At 67.8% G+C, this 16,329-nt stretch carries 22 protein-coding genes and 1 pseudogene; 16 read left to right on the forward strand and 7 right to left on the reverse strand.

Annotated elements, in window-relative coordinates; all coding sequences use genetic code 11:
- Nucleotides 1-45: 45 nt before the first annotated feature.
- From HDA45_RS20105 to HDA45_RS20120, 4 genes are all read right to left on the reverse strand, one after another.
- Nucleotides 46-2,145 (reverse strand): alkaline phosphatase PhoX, encoded by a 2,100-nt coding sequence (locus HDA45_RS20105; protein ID WP_184897572.1) that lies wholly within the window; start codon nucleotides 2,143-2,145, stop codon nucleotides 46-48.
- A gap of 178 nt (nucleotides 2,146-2,323) precedes the next feature.
- Nucleotides 2,324-4,366, reverse strand: a complete 2,043-nt coding sequence (locus HDA45_RS20110) for an alkaline phosphatase PhoX (RefSeq protein ID WP_184897574.1) — start codon at nucleotides 4,364-4,366, stop codon at nucleotides 2,324-2,326.
- Nucleotides 4,367-4,461: 95 nt separating this feature from the next.
- The gene (locus HDA45_RS20115) at nucleotides 4,462-5,679 is read right to left on the reverse strand and encodes an MFS transporter (RefSeq protein ID WP_184897576.1); all 1,218 of its coding nucleotides are present in this window, start codon (nucleotides 5,677-5,679) and stop codon (nucleotides 4,462-4,464) included.
- Nucleotides 5,669-6,139 carry a MarR family winged helix-turn-helix transcriptional regulator gene (locus tag HDA45_RS20120; protein WP_378316129.1) on the reverse strand — a complete coding sequence of 157 codons (471 nt, stop codon included), beginning with the start codon at nucleotides 6,137-6,139 and terminating at the stop codon, nucleotides 5,669-5,671. Before HDA45_RS20120 ends, HDA45_RS20115 begins: the two co-directional genes overlap by 11 nt.
- Nucleotides 6,140-6,216: 77 nt before the next feature.
- Here HDA45_RS20120 and HDA45_RS20125 point away from each other — a divergent pair, with 77 nt between their 5' ends.
- A complete protein-coding gene (locus tag HDA45_RS20125) occupies nucleotides 6,217-6,915 on the forward strand; it encodes an HAD-IA family hydrolase (protein ID WP_184897578.1) in 699 nt (232 codons plus the stop codon).
- Here HDA45_RS20125 and HDA45_RS20130 read toward each other — a convergent pair.
- Nucleotides 6,912-7,403 (reverse strand): hypothetical protein, encoded by a 492-nt coding sequence (locus tag HDA45_RS20130; protein WP_184897580.1) that lies wholly within the window; start codon nucleotides 7,401-7,403, stop codon nucleotides 6,912-6,914. The genes HDA45_RS20125 and HDA45_RS20130 overlap by 4 nt on opposite strands.
- 34 nt (nucleotides 7,404-7,437) lie before the next feature.
- A complete protein-coding gene (locus tag HDA45_RS20135) occupies nucleotides 7,438-7,905 on the reverse strand; it encodes a helix-turn-helix domain-containing protein (protein WP_184897582.1) in 468 nt (155 codons plus the stop codon).
- Between the two features lie 264 nt (nucleotides 7,906-8,169).
- Between HDA45_RS20135 and HDA45_RS20140 the strand changes: the two genes are divergently transcribed.
- From HDA45_RS20140 to HDA45_RS20205, 15 genes and pseudogenes are all read left to right on the forward strand, one after another.
- A complete protein-coding gene (locus HDA45_RS20140; RefSeq protein ID WP_184897584.1) occupies nucleotides 8,170-8,334 on the forward strand; it encodes a hypothetical protein in 165 nt (54 codons plus the stop codon).
- Nucleotides 8,331-9,236 (forward strand): YqaJ viral recombinase family nuclease, encoded by a 906-nt coding sequence (locus tag HDA45_RS20145; protein ID WP_184897586.1) that lies wholly within the window; start codon nucleotides 8,331-8,333, stop codon nucleotides 9,234-9,236. The genes HDA45_RS20140 and HDA45_RS20145 overlap by 4 nt, the downstream gene beginning before the upstream one ends.
- The gene (locus HDA45_RS20150; RefSeq protein WP_184897588.1) at nucleotides 9,233-10,042 is read left to right on the forward strand and encodes a recombinase RecT; all 810 of its coding nucleotides are present in this window, start codon (nucleotides 9,233-9,235) and stop codon (nucleotides 10,040-10,042) included. Before HDA45_RS20145 ends, HDA45_RS20150 begins: the two co-directional genes overlap by 4 nt.
- Nucleotides 10,039-10,221 carry a hypothetical protein gene (locus HDA45_RS20155; RefSeq protein ID WP_184897590.1) on the forward strand — a complete coding sequence of 61 codons (183 nt, stop codon included), beginning with the start codon at nucleotides 10,039-10,041 and terminating at the stop codon, nucleotides 10,219-10,221. The genes HDA45_RS20150 and HDA45_RS20155 overlap by 4 nt, the downstream gene beginning before the upstream one ends.
- Nucleotides 10,200-10,544 carry a hypothetical protein gene (locus tag HDA45_RS20160; RefSeq protein WP_184897592.1) on the forward strand — a complete coding sequence of 115 codons (345 nt, stop codon included), beginning with the start codon at nucleotides 10,200-10,202 and terminating at the stop codon, nucleotides 10,542-10,544. Before HDA45_RS20155 ends, HDA45_RS20160 begins: the two co-directional genes overlap by 22 nt.
- A gap of 191 nt (nucleotides 10,545-10,735) precedes the next feature.
- Nucleotides 10,736-10,930 (forward strand): hypothetical protein, encoded by a 195-nt coding sequence (locus HDA45_RS20165; RefSeq protein WP_184897594.1) that lies wholly within the window; start codon nucleotides 10,736-10,738, stop codon nucleotides 10,928-10,930.
- Between the two features lie 50 nt (nucleotides 10,931-10,980).
- Nucleotides 10,981-11,118 (forward strand): annotated as a pseudogene (locus HDA45_RS43255) (helix-turn-helix domain-containing protein); the annotation flags it as partial.
- Between the two features lie 348 nt (nucleotides 11,119-11,466).
- A complete protein-coding gene (locus HDA45_RS42405) occupies nucleotides 11,467-11,808 on the forward strand; it encodes a hypothetical protein (protein WP_246480744.1) in 342 nt (113 codons plus the stop codon).
- Nucleotides 11,805-12,320, forward strand: coding sequence for a zinc finger domain-containing protein (locus HDA45_RS20175; protein ID WP_184897598.1), 516 nt, complete (start codon nucleotides 11,805-11,807; stop codon nucleotides 12,318-12,320). The genes HDA45_RS42405 and HDA45_RS20175 overlap by 4 nt, the downstream gene beginning before the upstream one ends.
- A 16-nt stretch (nucleotides 12,321-12,336) precedes the next feature.
- Nucleotides 12,337-12,666, forward strand: coding sequence for a hypothetical protein (locus tag HDA45_RS20180; RefSeq protein WP_184897600.1), 330 nt, complete (start codon nucleotides 12,337-12,339; stop codon nucleotides 12,664-12,666).
- Complete coding sequence (locus HDA45_RS20185) at nucleotides 12,663-13,172, forward strand: WhiB family transcriptional regulator (protein ID WP_184897602.1); 510 nt, start codon at nucleotides 12,663-12,665, stop codon at nucleotides 13,170-13,172. Before HDA45_RS20180 ends, HDA45_RS20185 begins: the two co-directional genes overlap by 4 nt.
- 47 nt (nucleotides 13,173-13,219) lie before the next feature.
- Nucleotides 13,220-13,495, forward strand: a complete 276-nt coding sequence (locus tag HDA45_RS20190) for a hypothetical protein (RefSeq protein WP_184897604.1) — start codon at nucleotides 13,220-13,222, stop codon at nucleotides 13,493-13,495.
- Between the two features lie 45 nt (nucleotides 13,496-13,540).
- Nucleotides 13,541-14,380, forward strand: a complete 840-nt coding sequence (locus HDA45_RS20195; RefSeq protein ID WP_184897606.1) for a hypothetical protein — start codon at nucleotides 13,541-13,543, stop codon at nucleotides 14,378-14,380.
- Between the two features lie 27 nt (nucleotides 14,381-14,407).
- A complete protein-coding gene (locus tag HDA45_RS20200; RefSeq protein WP_184897608.1) occupies nucleotides 14,408-15,130 on the forward strand; it encodes a hypothetical protein in 723 nt (240 codons plus the stop codon).
- A gap of 173 nt (nucleotides 15,131-15,303) precedes the next feature.
- Complete coding sequence (locus HDA45_RS20205; protein WP_221471190.1) at nucleotides 15,304-15,795, forward strand: helix-turn-helix domain-containing protein; 492 nt, start codon at nucleotides 15,304-15,306, stop codon at nucleotides 15,793-15,795.
- Here HDA45_RS20205 and HDA45_RS20210 read toward each other — a convergent pair.
- A complete protein-coding gene (locus HDA45_RS20210) occupies nucleotides 15,782-16,249 on the reverse strand; it encodes a hypothetical protein (protein ID WP_184897611.1) in 468 nt (155 codons plus the stop codon). The genes HDA45_RS20205 and HDA45_RS20210 overlap by 14 nt on opposite strands.
- Between the last annotated feature and the right edge of the window lie 80 nt (nucleotides 16,250-16,329).

Genomic DNA, 16,329 nt, shown 5'->3' on the forward strand with positions numbered 1-16,329 from the left:
AGGGTGCCGCCGCCGTCTTCCCACGGCGGCGGCACCCCCGTCCCCCTACTTGACGCCGATGCGGCCGACCTGGCCCCAGCGTCCCTTCTTCCACACCGAAACGATCGACGGCCGCGGCTGCGCCGTGCCACCGTCCGGCCAGTGTGACGTCGGGTTCGCGGAACTGGCCGCGTTCTCACCCGGGTGCTGCACCGCGACGAGCACCAGGTGATCGGTCACCACCGGGCCGCAGGTCTCCGCGCCGACCGGGACCGACAGGAACTGCTTGACGTGCCCGCGCTCCGGACCGTCGACGGGCACCGAGAACAGGCCGTCGTTGGAGCCGAGCGCGTTGCCGTCGGTGGAGATCCACAGGTTCCCGTGCCGGTCGAAAGCGACGTTGTCCGGGCACGAGATCGGGCTGACCTGGTCTTTCGGGAAGCCGCCGAAGTAGGTGTCGGCCGCCTTCGGGTCTCCACACACCAGCAGCAGACGCCACTTGAACTTCGTGGCGCCCGAGTCACCGCGATCCTCGTCCCATTCCAGGACGTGGCCGTTGCGGTTGTTGACGCGCGGGTTCGGCTCGTCGACGCCCGCCTTGCCCGCCGCGCCGCGGTCGCTGTTGTTCGTCAGCGCCGCGTAGATCCGGCCGTTGACCGGGTTGGGCTCGATGTCCTCGGGACGGTCCATCTTCGTCGGCTGGACCTTGTCCGCGGCCTGCCGCGTGAAGACGTAGACCTCTTCGGCGGTGAAACCGTCCACAAAGGACTTGTTGCCCGAGACCAGCGGGATCCACTCGCCGACGCCGTCGAATTCGCCGTCCGCGGGGAGCTTTCCGGTGCCGTCGATCTCGCCGGGGCTGTCGCCGGTGAACCGGGCGACGTACAGGGTGCCGTCGTCCAGCAGCGCGGAGTTGTGCCGCCGCGCGTGCGCGCTCTTGCCCGGCTTGTACTTGCCCTTGGAGACGAACTTGTAGATGTACTCGAACCGCTCGTCGTCACCGGAGTAGACGGCGACGCGGTTGTCCTTGGTGATCTTGATGTTCGCGGCCTCGTGCTTGAACCGGCCGAGCGCGGTGTGCTTGACCGGTGTCGAGTTCGGGTCGTTCGGGTCGATTTCGACGACCCAGCCGAAGCGGTTGGCCTCGTTCGGCTCCTGCGCGAGGTCCCAGCGCTTGTCGAACCGCTCCCACTTGCGGGTGGTCCCGGCGCCGGAGAAGCCGTAGCGCTTCAGCCGCGCCGCCGCGACCGGGTCGGTGACCGACGCGGCGTTGGCGAAGTACTGGTTGACGTTCTCCTCACCGGAAAGCACGGTGCCCCAAGGGGTCACGCCGCCGGCGCAGTTGTTCTGCGTGCCGAAGACCTTGCGTCCGGTCGGATCCGCGGAGGTCTTGAGGAACTTCGACCCGGCCGCCGGGCCGCGCACCTCGAAGGCGGTGTTCAGCGTGATGCGGCGGTTGAACGGGCTCGGCACGGCGCGGAGCGCGCCGCCGATCGGGTCGCGGAAGGTCTGCACGACCGAGAGACCGTGCGCGGCCCAGGCGATCTTGACCTGCTCCTCGGTCGGGTTGGCCGGGTCGTACTGGTCGGCCGGGAACATGTGGACCTCGGTGGTGTACTCGTGGTTCACCACCAGCAGGTTGCGGATGCCCAGCGGATCCTGCGGGATCAGGCCGACGAAGTCGTTGTTGTAGCCGAACTGCTTCGCCTGCGCGGCCGCGGTCTGCTTGCGGAAGTCGAACTTCGGGGCGCCGAATTCGACGGCGTCGCCCCAGCGGATGACGACGCGCTGGTCGTAGCCCTCGGGGATGGTGACCGCGTCGACCTTGTTCGGCGGCACCGCTTCGAAGTCGGTTCCGGGGACCGGACGTCCGGGGCGGCCCGGCTTGCCGTGGCCCGCGGCCGCGACGTCGGCGGGCTCGGCCGCGGCCGCGGTGCCCGACAGCGCGGCGAAACCACCGGCGGCGGCGGCCATCACGGCGCTCGCCTTCAGCGCACCACGACGCGACAGCATGTTCTTGACGACGTCGCCGAAGTACTCGTTCTCGGAGGTGTTCGGCTCCGGGTGGGCGCACGCGTTGCCGCAGCGGTACTCACAGGTGACCGCGGAGCGGCCGCCGGGATGGGAGGTGATCAACGGCAGGAGCCGCTGAGGCTCGAAGGACACAGGGCCTCCATGTTCGCGGTGGGTTCACGTAGTCCAGTCGGGGGATCGCCGTGACGTTAAGCGACCAAAACGATCCAGTCCTGGACGGCAGATGAACAGCGCGCGAACGAGCGATGGCGCGCTGCCGGACCGGCCGCGCGCCATCGACGAAAAGTACTGCTAGGACGTTGCTTGCCGACTAAGAACCGATGTCGGACAGGCCGTGCCTGCCGGGTTTCCACACCGCCACCACCGACGGCCGGGGCTGGGTTTCGCCGCCGTCCGGCCAATGGGAGGCCGGTTTGTCGGCATTCGCGCCGTCCACTTCACCCGGATGCTGGACACAGACTGTGACGATCTTCTCTTCGACGATCGGGCCACAGGTCTCCGCGCCGCGGGGCACGGTGAGGAACAGTTTCAGCTCCCCGCGGTTGCGGCCCTCCAGCGGCACCGAATAGAGGCCGTCGTTGATGCCCAGCGCACCTGCCGAGTCGGTGGAGATCCACAGGTTGCCGTGCTTGTCGAAGGCCACGTTGTCCGGACTGGAGATCGGCGAGACCTGATCCTTGGGGAACCCGGCGAAGTAGGTGTCGGGCGAAGCCGGATCGCCGCACACCAGGAACAGCCGCCAGCTGAACGTCAGCGCGAGCGCGTCGCCGCGTCGCTCCTCGAACTCCAGCACCTGCCCGTGTTTGTTGTTCAGCCGCGGATTGGGCTCGGTGGCGCCTTCCTTGCCCGGCTTGCCGCGATCGACGTTGTTGCTCAGCGCGCAGTAGATCCGGCCGGTGCGCGGATGCGCCTGGATGTCCTCCGGGCGGTCCATCTTGGTGGCGCCCACGCGGTCGGCCGCCTCGCGGGTGAAGACGTACACCTCTTCGGCGGTCATACCGTCCACAAAGGACTTCTTACCGGAGGCGAGCGGGATCCATTCGCCGCTGCCGTCGAATTCGCCGTCGCTCGGCAGTTTCCCGGTGCCGTCGATCTCGGCCGCCGGGCTGTCGCCGGTGAACCGGCCGACGTACAGCGTGCCGTCGTCGAGCAGGGTCATGTTGTGCCGCCGGGCGTGGGCGCTGTCGCCCCGCTTCATCCGGCCCTTCGAAATGAACTTGTAGATGTACTCGAAGCGCTCGTCGTCACCGGAGTAGGCGACCACGCGGCCGTCCTTGGCGACGCGGATGTTGGCCGTCTCGTGCTTGAACCGGCCGAGATGCGTGTGCTTGACCGGGGTGCTGTCCGGATCGTTCGGGTCGAGTTCGATCACCCAGCCGAAGCGGTGGGCCTCGTTCGGCTCCCTCGCGATGTCCCAGCGCGCGTCGAACCGCTCCCATTTCCGGGTGGTCGCGGTGCCGTTGATGCCGTAGCGCGCGTATCGCTTGCGCTTCGCGGGATCGGTCACCGTGTCGGCGTTCCCGAAGTACTGGTTGATGTTCTCTTCGCCGGACAGAATCGTGCCCCACGGCGTGACGCCGCCCGCGCAGTTGTTCATCGTGCCCAGTACCACCGTGCCGGTGGGGTCCACGGCGGTCTTGAGCAGATCGCTGCCCGCCGCCGGGCCGGTGACCTTGAACGGGGTGTGCAGGGTGATGCGGCGGTTGTAGCGCGACATCTTCGGCCGCAGATGCCCGGTGTCCCGTCTGCGGGACACCTGGACGACGGTGAGCCCGTGCGCGGCCCAGGCGATCTTGACCTGTTCCTCGGTCGGGTTGTTCCGGTCGTACCCGCGGAACATGAACTCTTCCGAGGTGTACTCGTGGTTCGTGACCAAAAGCGAGGACAGCCCCCACCGGTCGAGGGGCAGCAGCGCGGCGAAGTCGCAGTTGTAGCCGAACTGCTTCGCCTGCGCGTCGGCGGTCTGGTGGTCGAAGTCGAACTCCGGCGCACCGGGCAGCACCGCGTCACCCCAGCGGATCACGATGCCCTGCCGATAGCCCTCGGGCACCACGACGGCGTCGAGCGTGTTCGGCTCGACACGCTGGTAGTCGGTGCCCGGTGGCGGTTTCGGGCGTCCCGCGGGCGCGGCGGACGCGGGACCGGCGAGCGCTATCGGCGTGCCGGCCGCCAGCGCGACGACGGCTGTCGCCTTCAGTGCGCCCCGGCGGCTCACCGCGCCGAGCACTTCGGCGAAGGTGGGGTTGTCCGAGGTGTTGGGCGCGTCGTGGAAGCACGCGTCACCACAGCGATAGGTACAGGTCACTGACGCCCGGCTTGGTGAGTGGCCGGTCAGCAACGGAAGGAACTTCACGCGGACCTCCGTCAGGCAGTTCGGGAGGTCGACGCTAGGGCACCGGACCAACGAGAGGAAACCCCTCATTGGTCCGGTGTTCACCTTTTGTTCTTTTACATCTCTTCGCCGACGAGGACCGCTTCCGCCGGAATCGTGTGCGGGTCCGCGGACTTTTCGCGAAGGGTCAGCAGCGCACCGGCGACCACGCACAGGATGGCGGCGATCACGAACGGCGCCTGCTTGGCGCCGAACCACTCGGCCAGGTGACCGACGACGGTCGCGGCGACCGCGCCGCCGAGCCACCGGCAGAAGTTGTACCCGGCACTCGCGACCGGACGCGGGGCGTCGCTGATCGACATGGCCGTCCCGGTGAAGAGCGTGTTCAGCAGCCCGGAGACCAGCCCCGACAGGATGATGCCGACGACCAGCACCGGCTTGCTCGGGATCGCCATGATCAGCAGCAGCACGGCGTACCCGAAGACGGAGACCACGGTCGCGTGCCGCTCACCGAGCTTCGCGGCGAGTTTCGGCGCCAGCACCACTCCCGCGACGGCGACCGAAAGGCCCCAGCCGCAGAAGATCAGGCCGACCGCGACGGCACTCCACTCCAGGACGAACGGCGACCAGGCCAGCACCACGAAGAACGCGGCGGTGTAGAGCGCGGAACCGATCGACGTGCGCAGGAGGCCGCCGTGCTTCAGCGCGCGGAACGGGTCGAGCAGGCGGACCTTCGGCCGCTTCGCCTTCGCGTCACTGGTCAGGAAGATCGAGCACAGCACGAGACCGCACAGCATCAGCAGCGAAGTGCCGATGAACGGGCCGCGCCACGAGATGCTGCCGAGCAGCGCGCCCAGCAGCGGGCCGACCGCCAGGCCGACGCCGAGCGCCGCTTCGTAGAGCAGGATCGCGCCCGCCTGGCCGCCGGTCGCGGCGCCGACGATGACCGAAAGCGCGGTGGCGATGAAGAAGGCGTTGCCGAGGCCCCAGATCGCGCGCAGCCCGATGAGCTGCTCGATCGACCCGGACGCGGCGCACAGCGCGGTGGCGACGACGACCAGCGTCAGCCCGACGACCACGGTCCGCTTGGCCCCGAACCGGGCACTCATCGCGCCGGTCACCAGCATGGCGACCGCCTGGACGCCGAGATAGCTGGAGAACAGCAGGGTCACTTCGGACGGCGTCGCTTGCAGGCCCTCGGCGATCGACAACAGGATCGGGTCGACCAGCCCGATGCCCATGAACGCGATGACCGCGGCGAACGCGGTGATCCATACCTGTTTGGGCTGTCCTTTGAGAGCGTCCAACAGGCTCGAGTGGGACTCAGCGCTCATCGCGGATCAGTTCCTCCTTCTTGTCTTCCTGAATTTCCTGCCGCAGCAACTTGGTGAGGGCGGGGAGCGCGGCTTCGATCGCGGCGCGGTCGATTTCGTCCAGCTCGATGAGCCGCTCGCGGAGGAATTCCTCCCTGGCGACGATCAACTGACGATGGAAGCGTTGCCCCACCTCGGTGACCTCGACGAGCACGGCCCGGCCGTCGGCGGGGTCGGGACGGCGGCTGACCAGGCCGAGCCGCTCGAGACGGCGGACGACGTCGGTCATCGTCGGCATCCGGACCCGTTCCAGCTCGGCGAGCGCGCTCATCCGGCGCGGACCGCCGTTCAGCAGCTCCGACAGCACCGAACCCTGGGTGAGGGTGAGCTGCACCTGCGGGGTCTCCCGGCGGACCAGGTAGTACAGCCGGAACACCAGCGGGCGGAGCCGGTGGGCGAGGTCGGCGGCTTTCATGGTCACTTAGCCATGCTAACTAAAATTACTGAGCATGGCTAAGTAATCTGCCGCACAGGTCCGTCCGGCCTAGGCTTGGGACCGTGGAAGCGGTGATCTTCGATCTCGACGGTGTCCTGGTGGATTCGGAAAAGATGTGGGACGAGGTCCGGCGGGCGGTGGCCCACGAGTTCCACGGCACCTGGCGGGACGAGTCGACCAGGGCGATGCAGGGGATGAGCACCCCGGAATGGGCCGCCTACCTGGCGCACGACCTCGGCGTCCAGCTCCGGCCGTCGGATGTCGCGCAGGTGGTGGTCGAGCGGATGGCGCGCCGGTACGCGGAGAAGCCGCCGATCATCCCCGGCGGTCCCGACGTCGTGCGCGAAGTCGCGAAGCACTGGCCGGTGGCGATCGCGAGTTCGTCGCCGCCGCTGCTGATCAAGGCGTTCCTGGACATCACGCGGCTGCCGGTGCCGACGGCGGTGTCCTCGGAGCAGGTCGGCGCGGGGAACACCAAAACCCGGAAAATGCACACCAATGGAGTAGAGCTCGAAGGCAAGGGCAAGCCGGCACCAGATGTGTACTTGTACGCCGCTGACCTGCTCGGAGTCGATCCGAAACAGTGCGCGGCGGTCGAAGACTCCACCAATGGCCTGAAAGCCGCGATAGCGGCTGGCATGACGGTGTTCGCCGTGCCCAACCCGCACTTTCCGCCTGACCCCGACGTCCTCAAGCGAGTCACGGTGCTGTCGAGCATCACCGAGCTTCCGACAGCGTTGAAGTCACTACCCGACGCCTAACCCGCGCGTCGGCGAAGCTGTCGGGCCGCGTATCTCCGAAGATCACCGAGCGACCGCGGCGAACGACCGCGGATCTGCTTGCCGATCTCGCGATACTCGGACGTAGACAGGTCGACCACACGGACATAGAGCGTCCGCGGGTCAACGACGAGTTGTTCTGCGATCTCGCCGGGATCATCGGACCAGAGCAGCGCGTCGGCGAGTTCGGGAACGATGATCAGCCGGCGGGCGGCGATAGCGTGCACGCGCCGCTCGAGTCGGCTATCGAGCCACGCCACACCGCAGTAGCCGAGGACGTCATCGCGCCGCTCGTGGTGGACGATTTCGTGCGCAACAGTGCACCGCGCTTCGGCCTGGTGCAGGATCGGGTGCACCCGAATCCGGCCACCGCCGTAGTCGCCCCACCCTGTCACGGCGGACGACACGATCACCTCGGCGCCGAGCACTTCGGCGTGCCGGTACGGGTCGTAGACACGGCCCCATTCCATGCGTGTTCCTCCCCAACACGCGGGCGGTGGGAAGTCAGGCGCCGGTGTCCGGGCCGGGTTCGTCGGGCCGCTCGGCCTCGCTGAGCCACTCGCGTTCTTGTTGAACTCTCATTGGTTCCGTACTTGGGCTGTCGGCGACGAGCTGTAGAGGGTTACCCCTGCTAGACGTGGGATGTTTCACGCCAAGATCGGGAACAAGGGGTGTGACCTCCCTAAATCGCGCGTCGATCTCGTCGAGCAGCTCGCGCACCGAGTACGCCGCGAGGCTCTGCCGGGCCTCGCCCGGCGCGAGCAAGCCAGCGCCGACGAGCAACGGCACGAGTGGCTCGCCGAGCGCCTCCGCGACGGCTCGTGCGTTCGGGATCGTGGGCGGTGAGCCGCGGTTCCGCCAATCCGATATGCGGCTCTCCGAGACGCCGGCGGCGCGTGCGAGGTGTGCTGGTTTCCAGCCGCGCTGTTCGAGTTGCCCTTGTAGATATGTCCACCACTGCCCGTCAGCCATAAGCGGAATCCTACTTCCGTGCATGGAAGTAACAACACCCGGCGATGTTCCTCGATCTCGCTACTTGCGTACACGGAAGCGTTGAAACTCGCTTCCACCTGCCCGTATGGTCGATCTTCCTAGGGGGTTCGCGATCTTCTATACGCGGAAGCAGGAGGGGAACGTTTAGTGACATCGCACGTACGTATCCGACCGGATGCGTTGAGCAAGATTGCCACTGCGAAAGGGCTGCGATCGCGGTACGCGCTCGCGAAGTGCCTCGGCATGAGTCAGTCCACCGTCGGGCGGGTGCTCGACGGTGAGCAGTGGCCCGGAAACGAGTTCATCGCCGCAACCATCAACGGACTCGGCATCACGTTCGACACGGTTTTCGAGGTCACCGGTGGTGACGTCGCCTCGACGCCCGAGTGCTCCGGGGTGGCCGGATGAGCGCCGCCGCTGTTCGCGTAGGCACGTTCGAGCCAGGTTCGGCCGAGTGGTTCGCCGCTCGCGCGTCCGCCCTCGGCGGTTCCGAGGTAGCGGCGGTGCTCGGCCTCTCGCCGTGGGAGAGCCGGTTTTCTCTCTGGCACAAGAAGAAGGGCAGCACCGGGCCGACCGATGACAACGACGTCATGCGGTGGGGTCGCTGGCTCGAGGAGCCGATCGCCCGCGCGTTCGCCGCGGCACATCCCGAGTACCGCGTGCGCCGATCCGGGACATGGGCCAGTCGGGCGCGCCGGTGGCAGGTGGCAACACCTGATCGGTTGCTGTCCAGTCTGACCGCGCGCGCATTGCTCGAGGTCAAGACCGCGCACAACACGGACGAGTGGGGCGAACCGGGTACCGACGAGGTGCCGATCTACTACCGGACGCAGGCCCTGTGGCAGCTCGACACGCTCGGCCTGTCCCGCGCGCACATCGCCGTGTTGATCTCCGGGTCGGACTACCGCGAGTACGTCGTCGACTGGAACATCGCCGAGGTTTCCGTGCTCCGCGACGCCGCCCGCGAATTCCTCGACACCCTCGAGCGCGACGAACGCCCGGACATCGACGAGCACACCGCGACGTACCGGACGGTGCGCGCACTGCACCCGCTCATCGACGACGTCGAGATCGAGATCGCTCCAACGCTTGCCGAGCGCTACCGCACCGCGGTCGCCGAGCACAAGGCCGCCGAGAACGCCAAGCGTCGCGCGGCCGCCGAAGTGCTCGACGCGCTCGGCTCCGGCCGGCGCGCCGTAGTCGCCTGCGAGTCCATCGCGATTCGCGTACCGGGCACTGGCGACTCGCCGCCGTCGCTGCGCCCGTCTCCCATCCGTTCGACACCGCAGAAGGTGAGCGCCGCAGCATGACCACTCAGACCGTCACGTCGGCCGTCGCGCAGCAGCGGGACAGCTCGCCGGCCGCGCTGGTGCGCAAGTACCGCACAGACTTCGCGACCGTGCTTCCCAGCCACATCAAGCCCGAGACGTGGCTGCGTATCGCTACCGGTGCCCTGCGCCGGAGTCCGCAGCTCGCGCACGCCGCGGAGAAGAACCCGACATCGTTGCTCGTCGCGCTTCTCGATGCCGCGCGCAAGGGGCTCGAGCCGGGCACGGAGCAGTACTACCTAGTGCCGCGCAAGACCAAGCGCGGTCCCGAGGTCCTCGGCATCACCGGGTATCAGGGCGAGGTGGAACTCATGTACCGGGCCGGCGCGGTGTCCTCGGTCAAGGTCGAAGTGGTGCGCGAACACGACACCTTCGCCTACAACCCGGGCGAGCACGACCGGCCGGTGCACGAGATCAACTGGCGCGCCGACCGCGGCGACCTGGTGCTCGCCTACGCGTACGCGAAGATGCGCGACGGGGCGACGAGCAACGTCTCGGTGCTCTCCGCCGACGACATCGCCGTCATTCTGTCCAAGGCCGAGGGCGCCGACTCGCCGTTCTCGCCGTGGCAGTGGAACCCCAAGGCGATGTGGCTCAAGTCGGCCGCGCACCAGCTCGCGAAGTGGGTGCCGACCAGCGCCGAGCGCGTCTGGCAGCCCGACGGGCCGCCGCCCGAGGTGCCGCCGGCCGCGCCGGTCATCCTGCCCACTACTGAGGACGTCGTCGACGCCGAAGTCGTCGACGACTGGCCAACCGCGCCGGCGGACACCGCGGACGGTGAGCGATGACCGCCACCAACGCGAAGGGGCTCGAGGTGATCGCCGACGAGCCCACCGAGGCGCCGATGCGCGCCAAGGGCGGCGCGCCGGTGCTCTGGCGGCTACTCGCCGACCTGGCCGAGTGGGCTCACGAGATCCGGTCGCGTCCGTGGGAGGGAGCCAAGCCGTGGCCGACCAGCTCGCTTTAGGGTTCGCCGACCGGCACGCTGGCCAAGAGGCCAACCTCGCCGCCGCGGTCGCCATGAACGGCGACTACCGGGCCGAGGCCGAGGCCGCGCTCGCCGAGCTGGTCCGCGAAGGCAGGCCGTTCACCGCCGAGGACGTCCGCAAGGCCGTTCCTAAGGAAGTCGAGCCGCACTCGCCGAACGTCCTTCCGTCCGTGCTCGGCACGTGGGCCGCACGTCGGCTGATCGTGCCTTGCGGCGAGTACCGCAGCCGCCGGCGAAGCCGCCGCGCGAGCCGCAACCGGGTGTGGATTGCTCGCGGACCGGTCGCGGAAACGCTTTCGTAGAACGGATTCCTTGTCACTTTGTTGTCACTTCACGCCCAAGTTCTTCTCTAGCGTTTCGAGCCAACACAGCAACAGGAGCACGTCACCGACCAGTGGCGGGCGCGGTGAAGCACGCCCGCGTCCGCCACTGCATCACTCCAGGGGGACCCGTGATCATCGAATTTCCCAGCACCAGGACCGCGGCCGCGCCCGTGCGCAAACTCGACGCGCTCGCCATCGAGGCGGCGCTCAACGGCCGACGCACGTACGACGATTTACACCCGCGCGAGGTGTTTGAGGTCGTCCGGATCGCTCGCCGCCGCGGCGACACCCTCGACCAGGTCGCCGAACTGCTCGACGTGGATTTCTTCACGATCTCCGAAGAGTACAAAGCGGCGGGGGCCTGATGAGCGTTCAAGCCCTGCGTTGGGCCGCCGAGCAACGGGTCGGCGGCCCCATGCCCAAACTCGTGCTCTACGCCCTGGCCGAGCACGCCAACCGCGACGGCTACGCCACAACGTCACTTACAACGCTCGAGCGTGAAACCGAAGCGTCGCGCCGAACCGTGCAACGCGGGCTCGACACGCTCGTCGAGCGACAGCTCATCGGCCGTACCCGACGCCAGCGAGGTACCGGCGCCGACACGTCCAGCGAGTACCGCCTCATGCTCAATCGACCCGGCGACGGTGCCACACCGACGCCCCAGCGGGAGGGACACACCGACACCCCCGGGAGTCAGAACGACATTCCCCCCGTGTCAGAGCAACACCCCGGGAGTGTCGGACGGACACCCCACGCGGGTGTCACAGCGACACCCCAAGGTGAACCGGAACTACTGAACCGAACTACGGAACCAGGCCGTCACGCGCGCCCCCGCACGCGAGGCGCCACCACCGCGGCAGAACTTTCGGCAACCGCATCTCGGCCCGACGCCTACCGACTGGTGACGTCCTGGCGCGACCAGACCGGCGCCGCCTACCGGCCGGCGACGATTCGCGCGCTCGCCAAGCAGGCCGACGGCATCTTGCGCGACGGTGGCGCACTGGCCCCGCTGCGAGCCGCGCTCGACGAATGGGACCGCCGCCCTGACGCTCGGCCCGGTCTGCTGCCGCACCTGTACGACGACGCGGTCAAGGCCGCCCGACGCATCGAGCAGCCGGCCGCGCATCCCCCGGTGCGCAGTGCTCGAGGCGAGAAAGTCCGCGGGTGGCTCGCGCTCGCCGCCGAGCCCGCGCCCGTCGAAGCCGAACCCGTCGAGCAGCTCGCCGAAGGGATGCGCGCATGAACCGAGCAGAAGTCGCGACCCTGCTCGGCGCTGCCGCGGCCGTCGACCCGAAGGTGCCGCAACCCGATCCGGACGTGCTCACGATGTGGGCCGGCATCCTTGACGACGTCCCGGCCGACGTCGCCGGCGCCGCCGTCCGCGCGCACTACCGGCACAACAGCGAGACCGTCATGCCGGCCGACATCGTCGAGTACTGGCGAACGATCCGTCGCGACGCCGCCGAGCGTGAGCACAACGCGCAGTTGCGAACCCGCGCCATCGAGCGCCCGCCGAACCTGCGCGCCATCCGTGACGGTGTCGCCCAAGTTACCGCGGCGCTCGCCATCACCCGCGGAGTCGATCCCGAGTACGCCGAGGCCGAAGTCGAGGCCCGTCGCACCTACCTCGCCGTGGCGTGCACCTGGTGCAAGGCCCGACCAGGCGCACCGTGCACCGGTCCCGGTGGCAACCCGCTCACCAAGCAGCCCGCGCACGATGCCCGACTCGCCGACGCGCTCGCGTCCACACGCTGAACACCAGGGGGAAACGATGAACAACCACGACGAGACCACCGCTGCGACCGGTCGCCGGCGCCTCCGCGCGCACGCGCGCGTCGACGCCAGCTCGGCGGACACTTCCGGTGCGGGTTACCCCGGACCCGCGCCGGTCGACTCGTCGGCGCGCGAGCAGTTCGCCGCGTTGCTGCGCCGGGCCGGCGAGTACGCACCGGCCGTCGTCGAGGGCGACCTCGGCTGCCGGCTCGGCATCGCGCTCGAGGGGCTTGCCCGGCAACCGGGTACGGGGTTGCTGCCCTACCGGCTTCGTCGGCTCGCCGAGGCCGTGCTCGCCGCGCCGCTAATCGACAAGGCGCCGCAGTGACGCGCCGGCCGTCGTGGCGGGAGCGCGCAGCGTGCCGCGGGCGCCTCGACCTCGATTTCATCGACCCGGCCGACGAGCAAGTCGACCAGTGCCGCGCCGTCTGCGCCGAGTGCCCGGTGCGCGAGCTGTGCCTCGCCGACGCACTCGCTTCGGGGGAAGCGTGGGGGATCTGGGGAGGGCTCGACGCCGACGAGCGGGCCGCGGTCGCTGAGCAGGACGGACACCCCGCGCCGACGGTTCGGCCGGCGCACGGCACGAACGCCCGGTACGCGAAACACCGGTGCCGCTGCTCGGCGTGCACCGCGGCGCACGCCGAGTACGAACGCGAGCGCCGTGCCCGGCTCCGGGCTCGTCGGCGCGGCACGGTGCCGCGCGCTTACGTGCTCGCCGAGCCGGTCCGGTGCGGCCGCACGTGGGCCGGCGCCGGTCAGTACGTGCTAACGCTGCCCGGTCTCCCGATCCCGGCCGAGGCCGAACTCGACGAGCCGGTCGGCGCGGCCGCATGAACGGCACCGGTCGTAGGCTGTCCCGACTCGACACGAAGGAAGGTTCGTTGAGCGCACGCGTATTCGCCCGAAGCACGCTCATTGCCGGTGACCCGGTGAACTGTCGCCACGAACACCCGCACAAGCCCGACCGCGTGTGCCTGCTGGCCAAGGCGCACGGGGGTCTCGGCGCCGCTGCACCGCACCGCTCGGTCGAGGGCGACGAGTGGTTCGACGCCGTGTGCCGCGAATGCCGCGGCGCCGGCTCGGTCGACGGCGTCGAGTGCGCACCTTGCGCCGCCGGCGGATGGGTGCTCGTCGACCAGGCAGCCGGCGCCGCATAGCCGTCGAGCCCGGTCGGTGACACGGCCGGCTCGAAGCTCGAGTGCATGATCGACACGTGCGCCGCTCCGTTCTGCGCCAACGCGACCACCGGTGGCACGGTGTGCCCGTCGTGTCTCGGCCGGCTTCGGTCCGACCTGGTCGACGTCGCCGAGCTGGTCGACTACCTCGAGGACACGGTCGCCCGGCTCTCGAATACCGGGCCGCCGCGGGTCGGCTCTCGACCGGCCGAGACTGGGCTGCCGTTCAACGTCGGCGCCGCCGAGGTCCGCGACGTCATGCACAACGTGCTCTCGACGTGGGTGCGGGACTTGTGGGAGACGCACGGCTTACGCCAGCAAGTACCGACAGGCGAGACCGCGCCGGACGGCTCGCCGCTTACCGTCGCCGAGCTGGACCCGCTCGACCTTGACGACACCGTGCCCGAGATGGCCGCGTGGCTGCGCCGACACCCGTCGTGGGTCGAGTACCACCCGGCCGGCGGCGACCTGGTCGACGAGATCGGCGACGCCGTCGAGCAAGTCCGCCGGGCCGTCGACCTCCCGCCGGCGCGCGTGTACTGCGGGCCGTGCCCGGACTGCTCGGCCGCCCTCTACGCCCGACCCGAGCGGGCCGTCGTCGCCTGCCGCGAGTGCGGGATGCGCCATGACGTCGAGGCCCGGCGCGAGAAGTTGCTCGACGCCGCCCGGGACGTCAAGGCGACCGCGGCGGAGATCGCCCGCGCGTTGCCGAAACTGCTCGGCCGCGAACTGTCGGCGAACACACTGCGCACGTGGGCGCGCGCCGGCAAGCTCGACAAGCGCGAGCCCGACGAACACGGTCGGCCACGGTTTCGCGTCGGCGACGTCATCGACCTAGCCATCACTACTCCAACGCGAAGTCGGTAGGTCAGGGCCAAGCTACGCTCACTGACCATGACCGTCAGAGCGTGGCTAAGTGGACGACCATTCGATCTTGAGATTGTCGCTCACCACTTCGGCGACGGAGACCCAGCCGTAATCTCTGACGAGAAGGACATTTACTACCTCACCTCGGGACATCTCGACGGCCTATTTGACATGGGGTCCCAGTTATTCGAGGCCGCCAAGAGTGAACTGAATTTAATCAATGGCATTACAAGGTTACTTGCCAGCGAATTTCAACCCGTTGATCTAACGGGCCGATTTGAGCACGACGGAAAACAACATGCGATCGTATTTGCACAAGCCGCGCTAGGCTCCCTTGGAGGCTTGACCGCCACAGCCGTCGCCACCGGTGCCAACACCGGAACGCCCAGGCCATCACCGGCTTCCAGCCTGCTCGCGGCAGCACGCAAGCACCCTGACGCAACCGAAGTGCTAGCCCTTCTCTCGGAAAGAACCGTCACCCTCAACTGGTTTAGACTATATAAGGTCTTTGAGATAATTCGAGAGAATGTCGGCGGCAAGAATAAGCTGGTCGAGAAAAATTGGAAATCAAGGCAGGAAATTAGCGCTTTCACTGTTTCAGCCAACTCGCCGCATGTGAGCGGCGGCGCGGCTCGACATGCCCGAATGCCGCCAGGTTCCCCGCAGCAAACCATGACCATTCACGAAGGGCGGGCCATGATCGCTGACCTTCTAGTGTCTTGGTTGAAGTGGTTGGCTGCCTCGGAGTAGCCCGACTCACAACCTCGGCACTCGTCAACATCGTGTAACCCACGAACCGGCCGGTTGTGCTTAAACTGGCGATTAGCAGCGGGTGAGCTGTACCCGCACCACGATCCGACAGCCCCGGACTATCCTCCCCCTCGGTTCGGGGCTGTCTGCTGCCCGGGGGCGAGGTGATCACCTTGCCGCGCAATCTGATCACCGACGCCGACCGGGAGCGCGTGCGCGAGCTGCACGCCGAAGGCAAGACCCGCAACGACATCGCCCGGGAGATCAACCGCTCGCCGTCCACGGTGACCGGCATTGCCCGCGCGCTCGGTCTGTCCTTCGACCGCTCGGCCACTGCCGCCGCCACGCACGCACGCCAGGTCGACAACCGCGCCCGCCGCACGGACATCGTCGGCCGGCTCTACGGGCGCGCCGAGCGCATCCTCGGCCGCCTCGAGGCCGACCGATACATGTTCACCGCGAGCACGATCAACGGTATTGAGTCCAAGGTGCTCGACCACGTGCCGGCGCCGGACGAGAAGGCACTCGCGAGCGCGATGTCGACTCACCTCGGCGCCGCAGCCAAGCTCGAGCAGGTCGACGCCGACACCGGCGCCGAAAGCGCAAAATCGATGCTCGGAGGGCTCGCCATCGCGCTAGGTATTCAGGTTGCTATGGGCCGCTGAATCGCCCGAGTACCCGCCTGCGTGAAAATCTTGACGGTTTAGGCAACCAATGATCACCCACTCTAACCGCAGGGCCATATTCAAGGCTAGTACCATCCTCGCTAAGTAACGGCCGGAAATTCACCCCAACTTCATCGAGATTAATTACAAATCTTTCCCCAGGATCAAGCTTAATAGGCGCGATTGAATTTAATCTACGCGGTGAAAGATAATGAAGCTCGCCACCTCTGCGCAGACGAGCGAAACCAATCCCACTGATCGTTACCGCTAGGCGTCCATTGTTTGCGATCGTCATCAAGTTGGCATATTCCTTGTCGCCATTTTCATCAATGCGTATAACTCCAATACCGATCGAGGTAACTACTCTCGAGCCTGATCGCCCAAAAGCTACCATCTGCCAAACGAGCGACAGACCTGCCACAACTAATGCTAGCCATGCAACAACCGCAGTCATAGCCACAGGATACGGAATAACTTTCGAGCTCACGACCCGAGGCACGGTGAGTCAATGCCGGTCAATCTGCCGTTGTCTGC

The sequence above is a fragment of the Amycolatopsis umgeniensis genome, assembly GCF_014205155.1.
Classification (GTDB): Bacteria; Actinomycetota; Actinomycetes; order Mycobacteriales; family Pseudonocardiaceae; genus Amycolatopsis; species Amycolatopsis umgeniensis.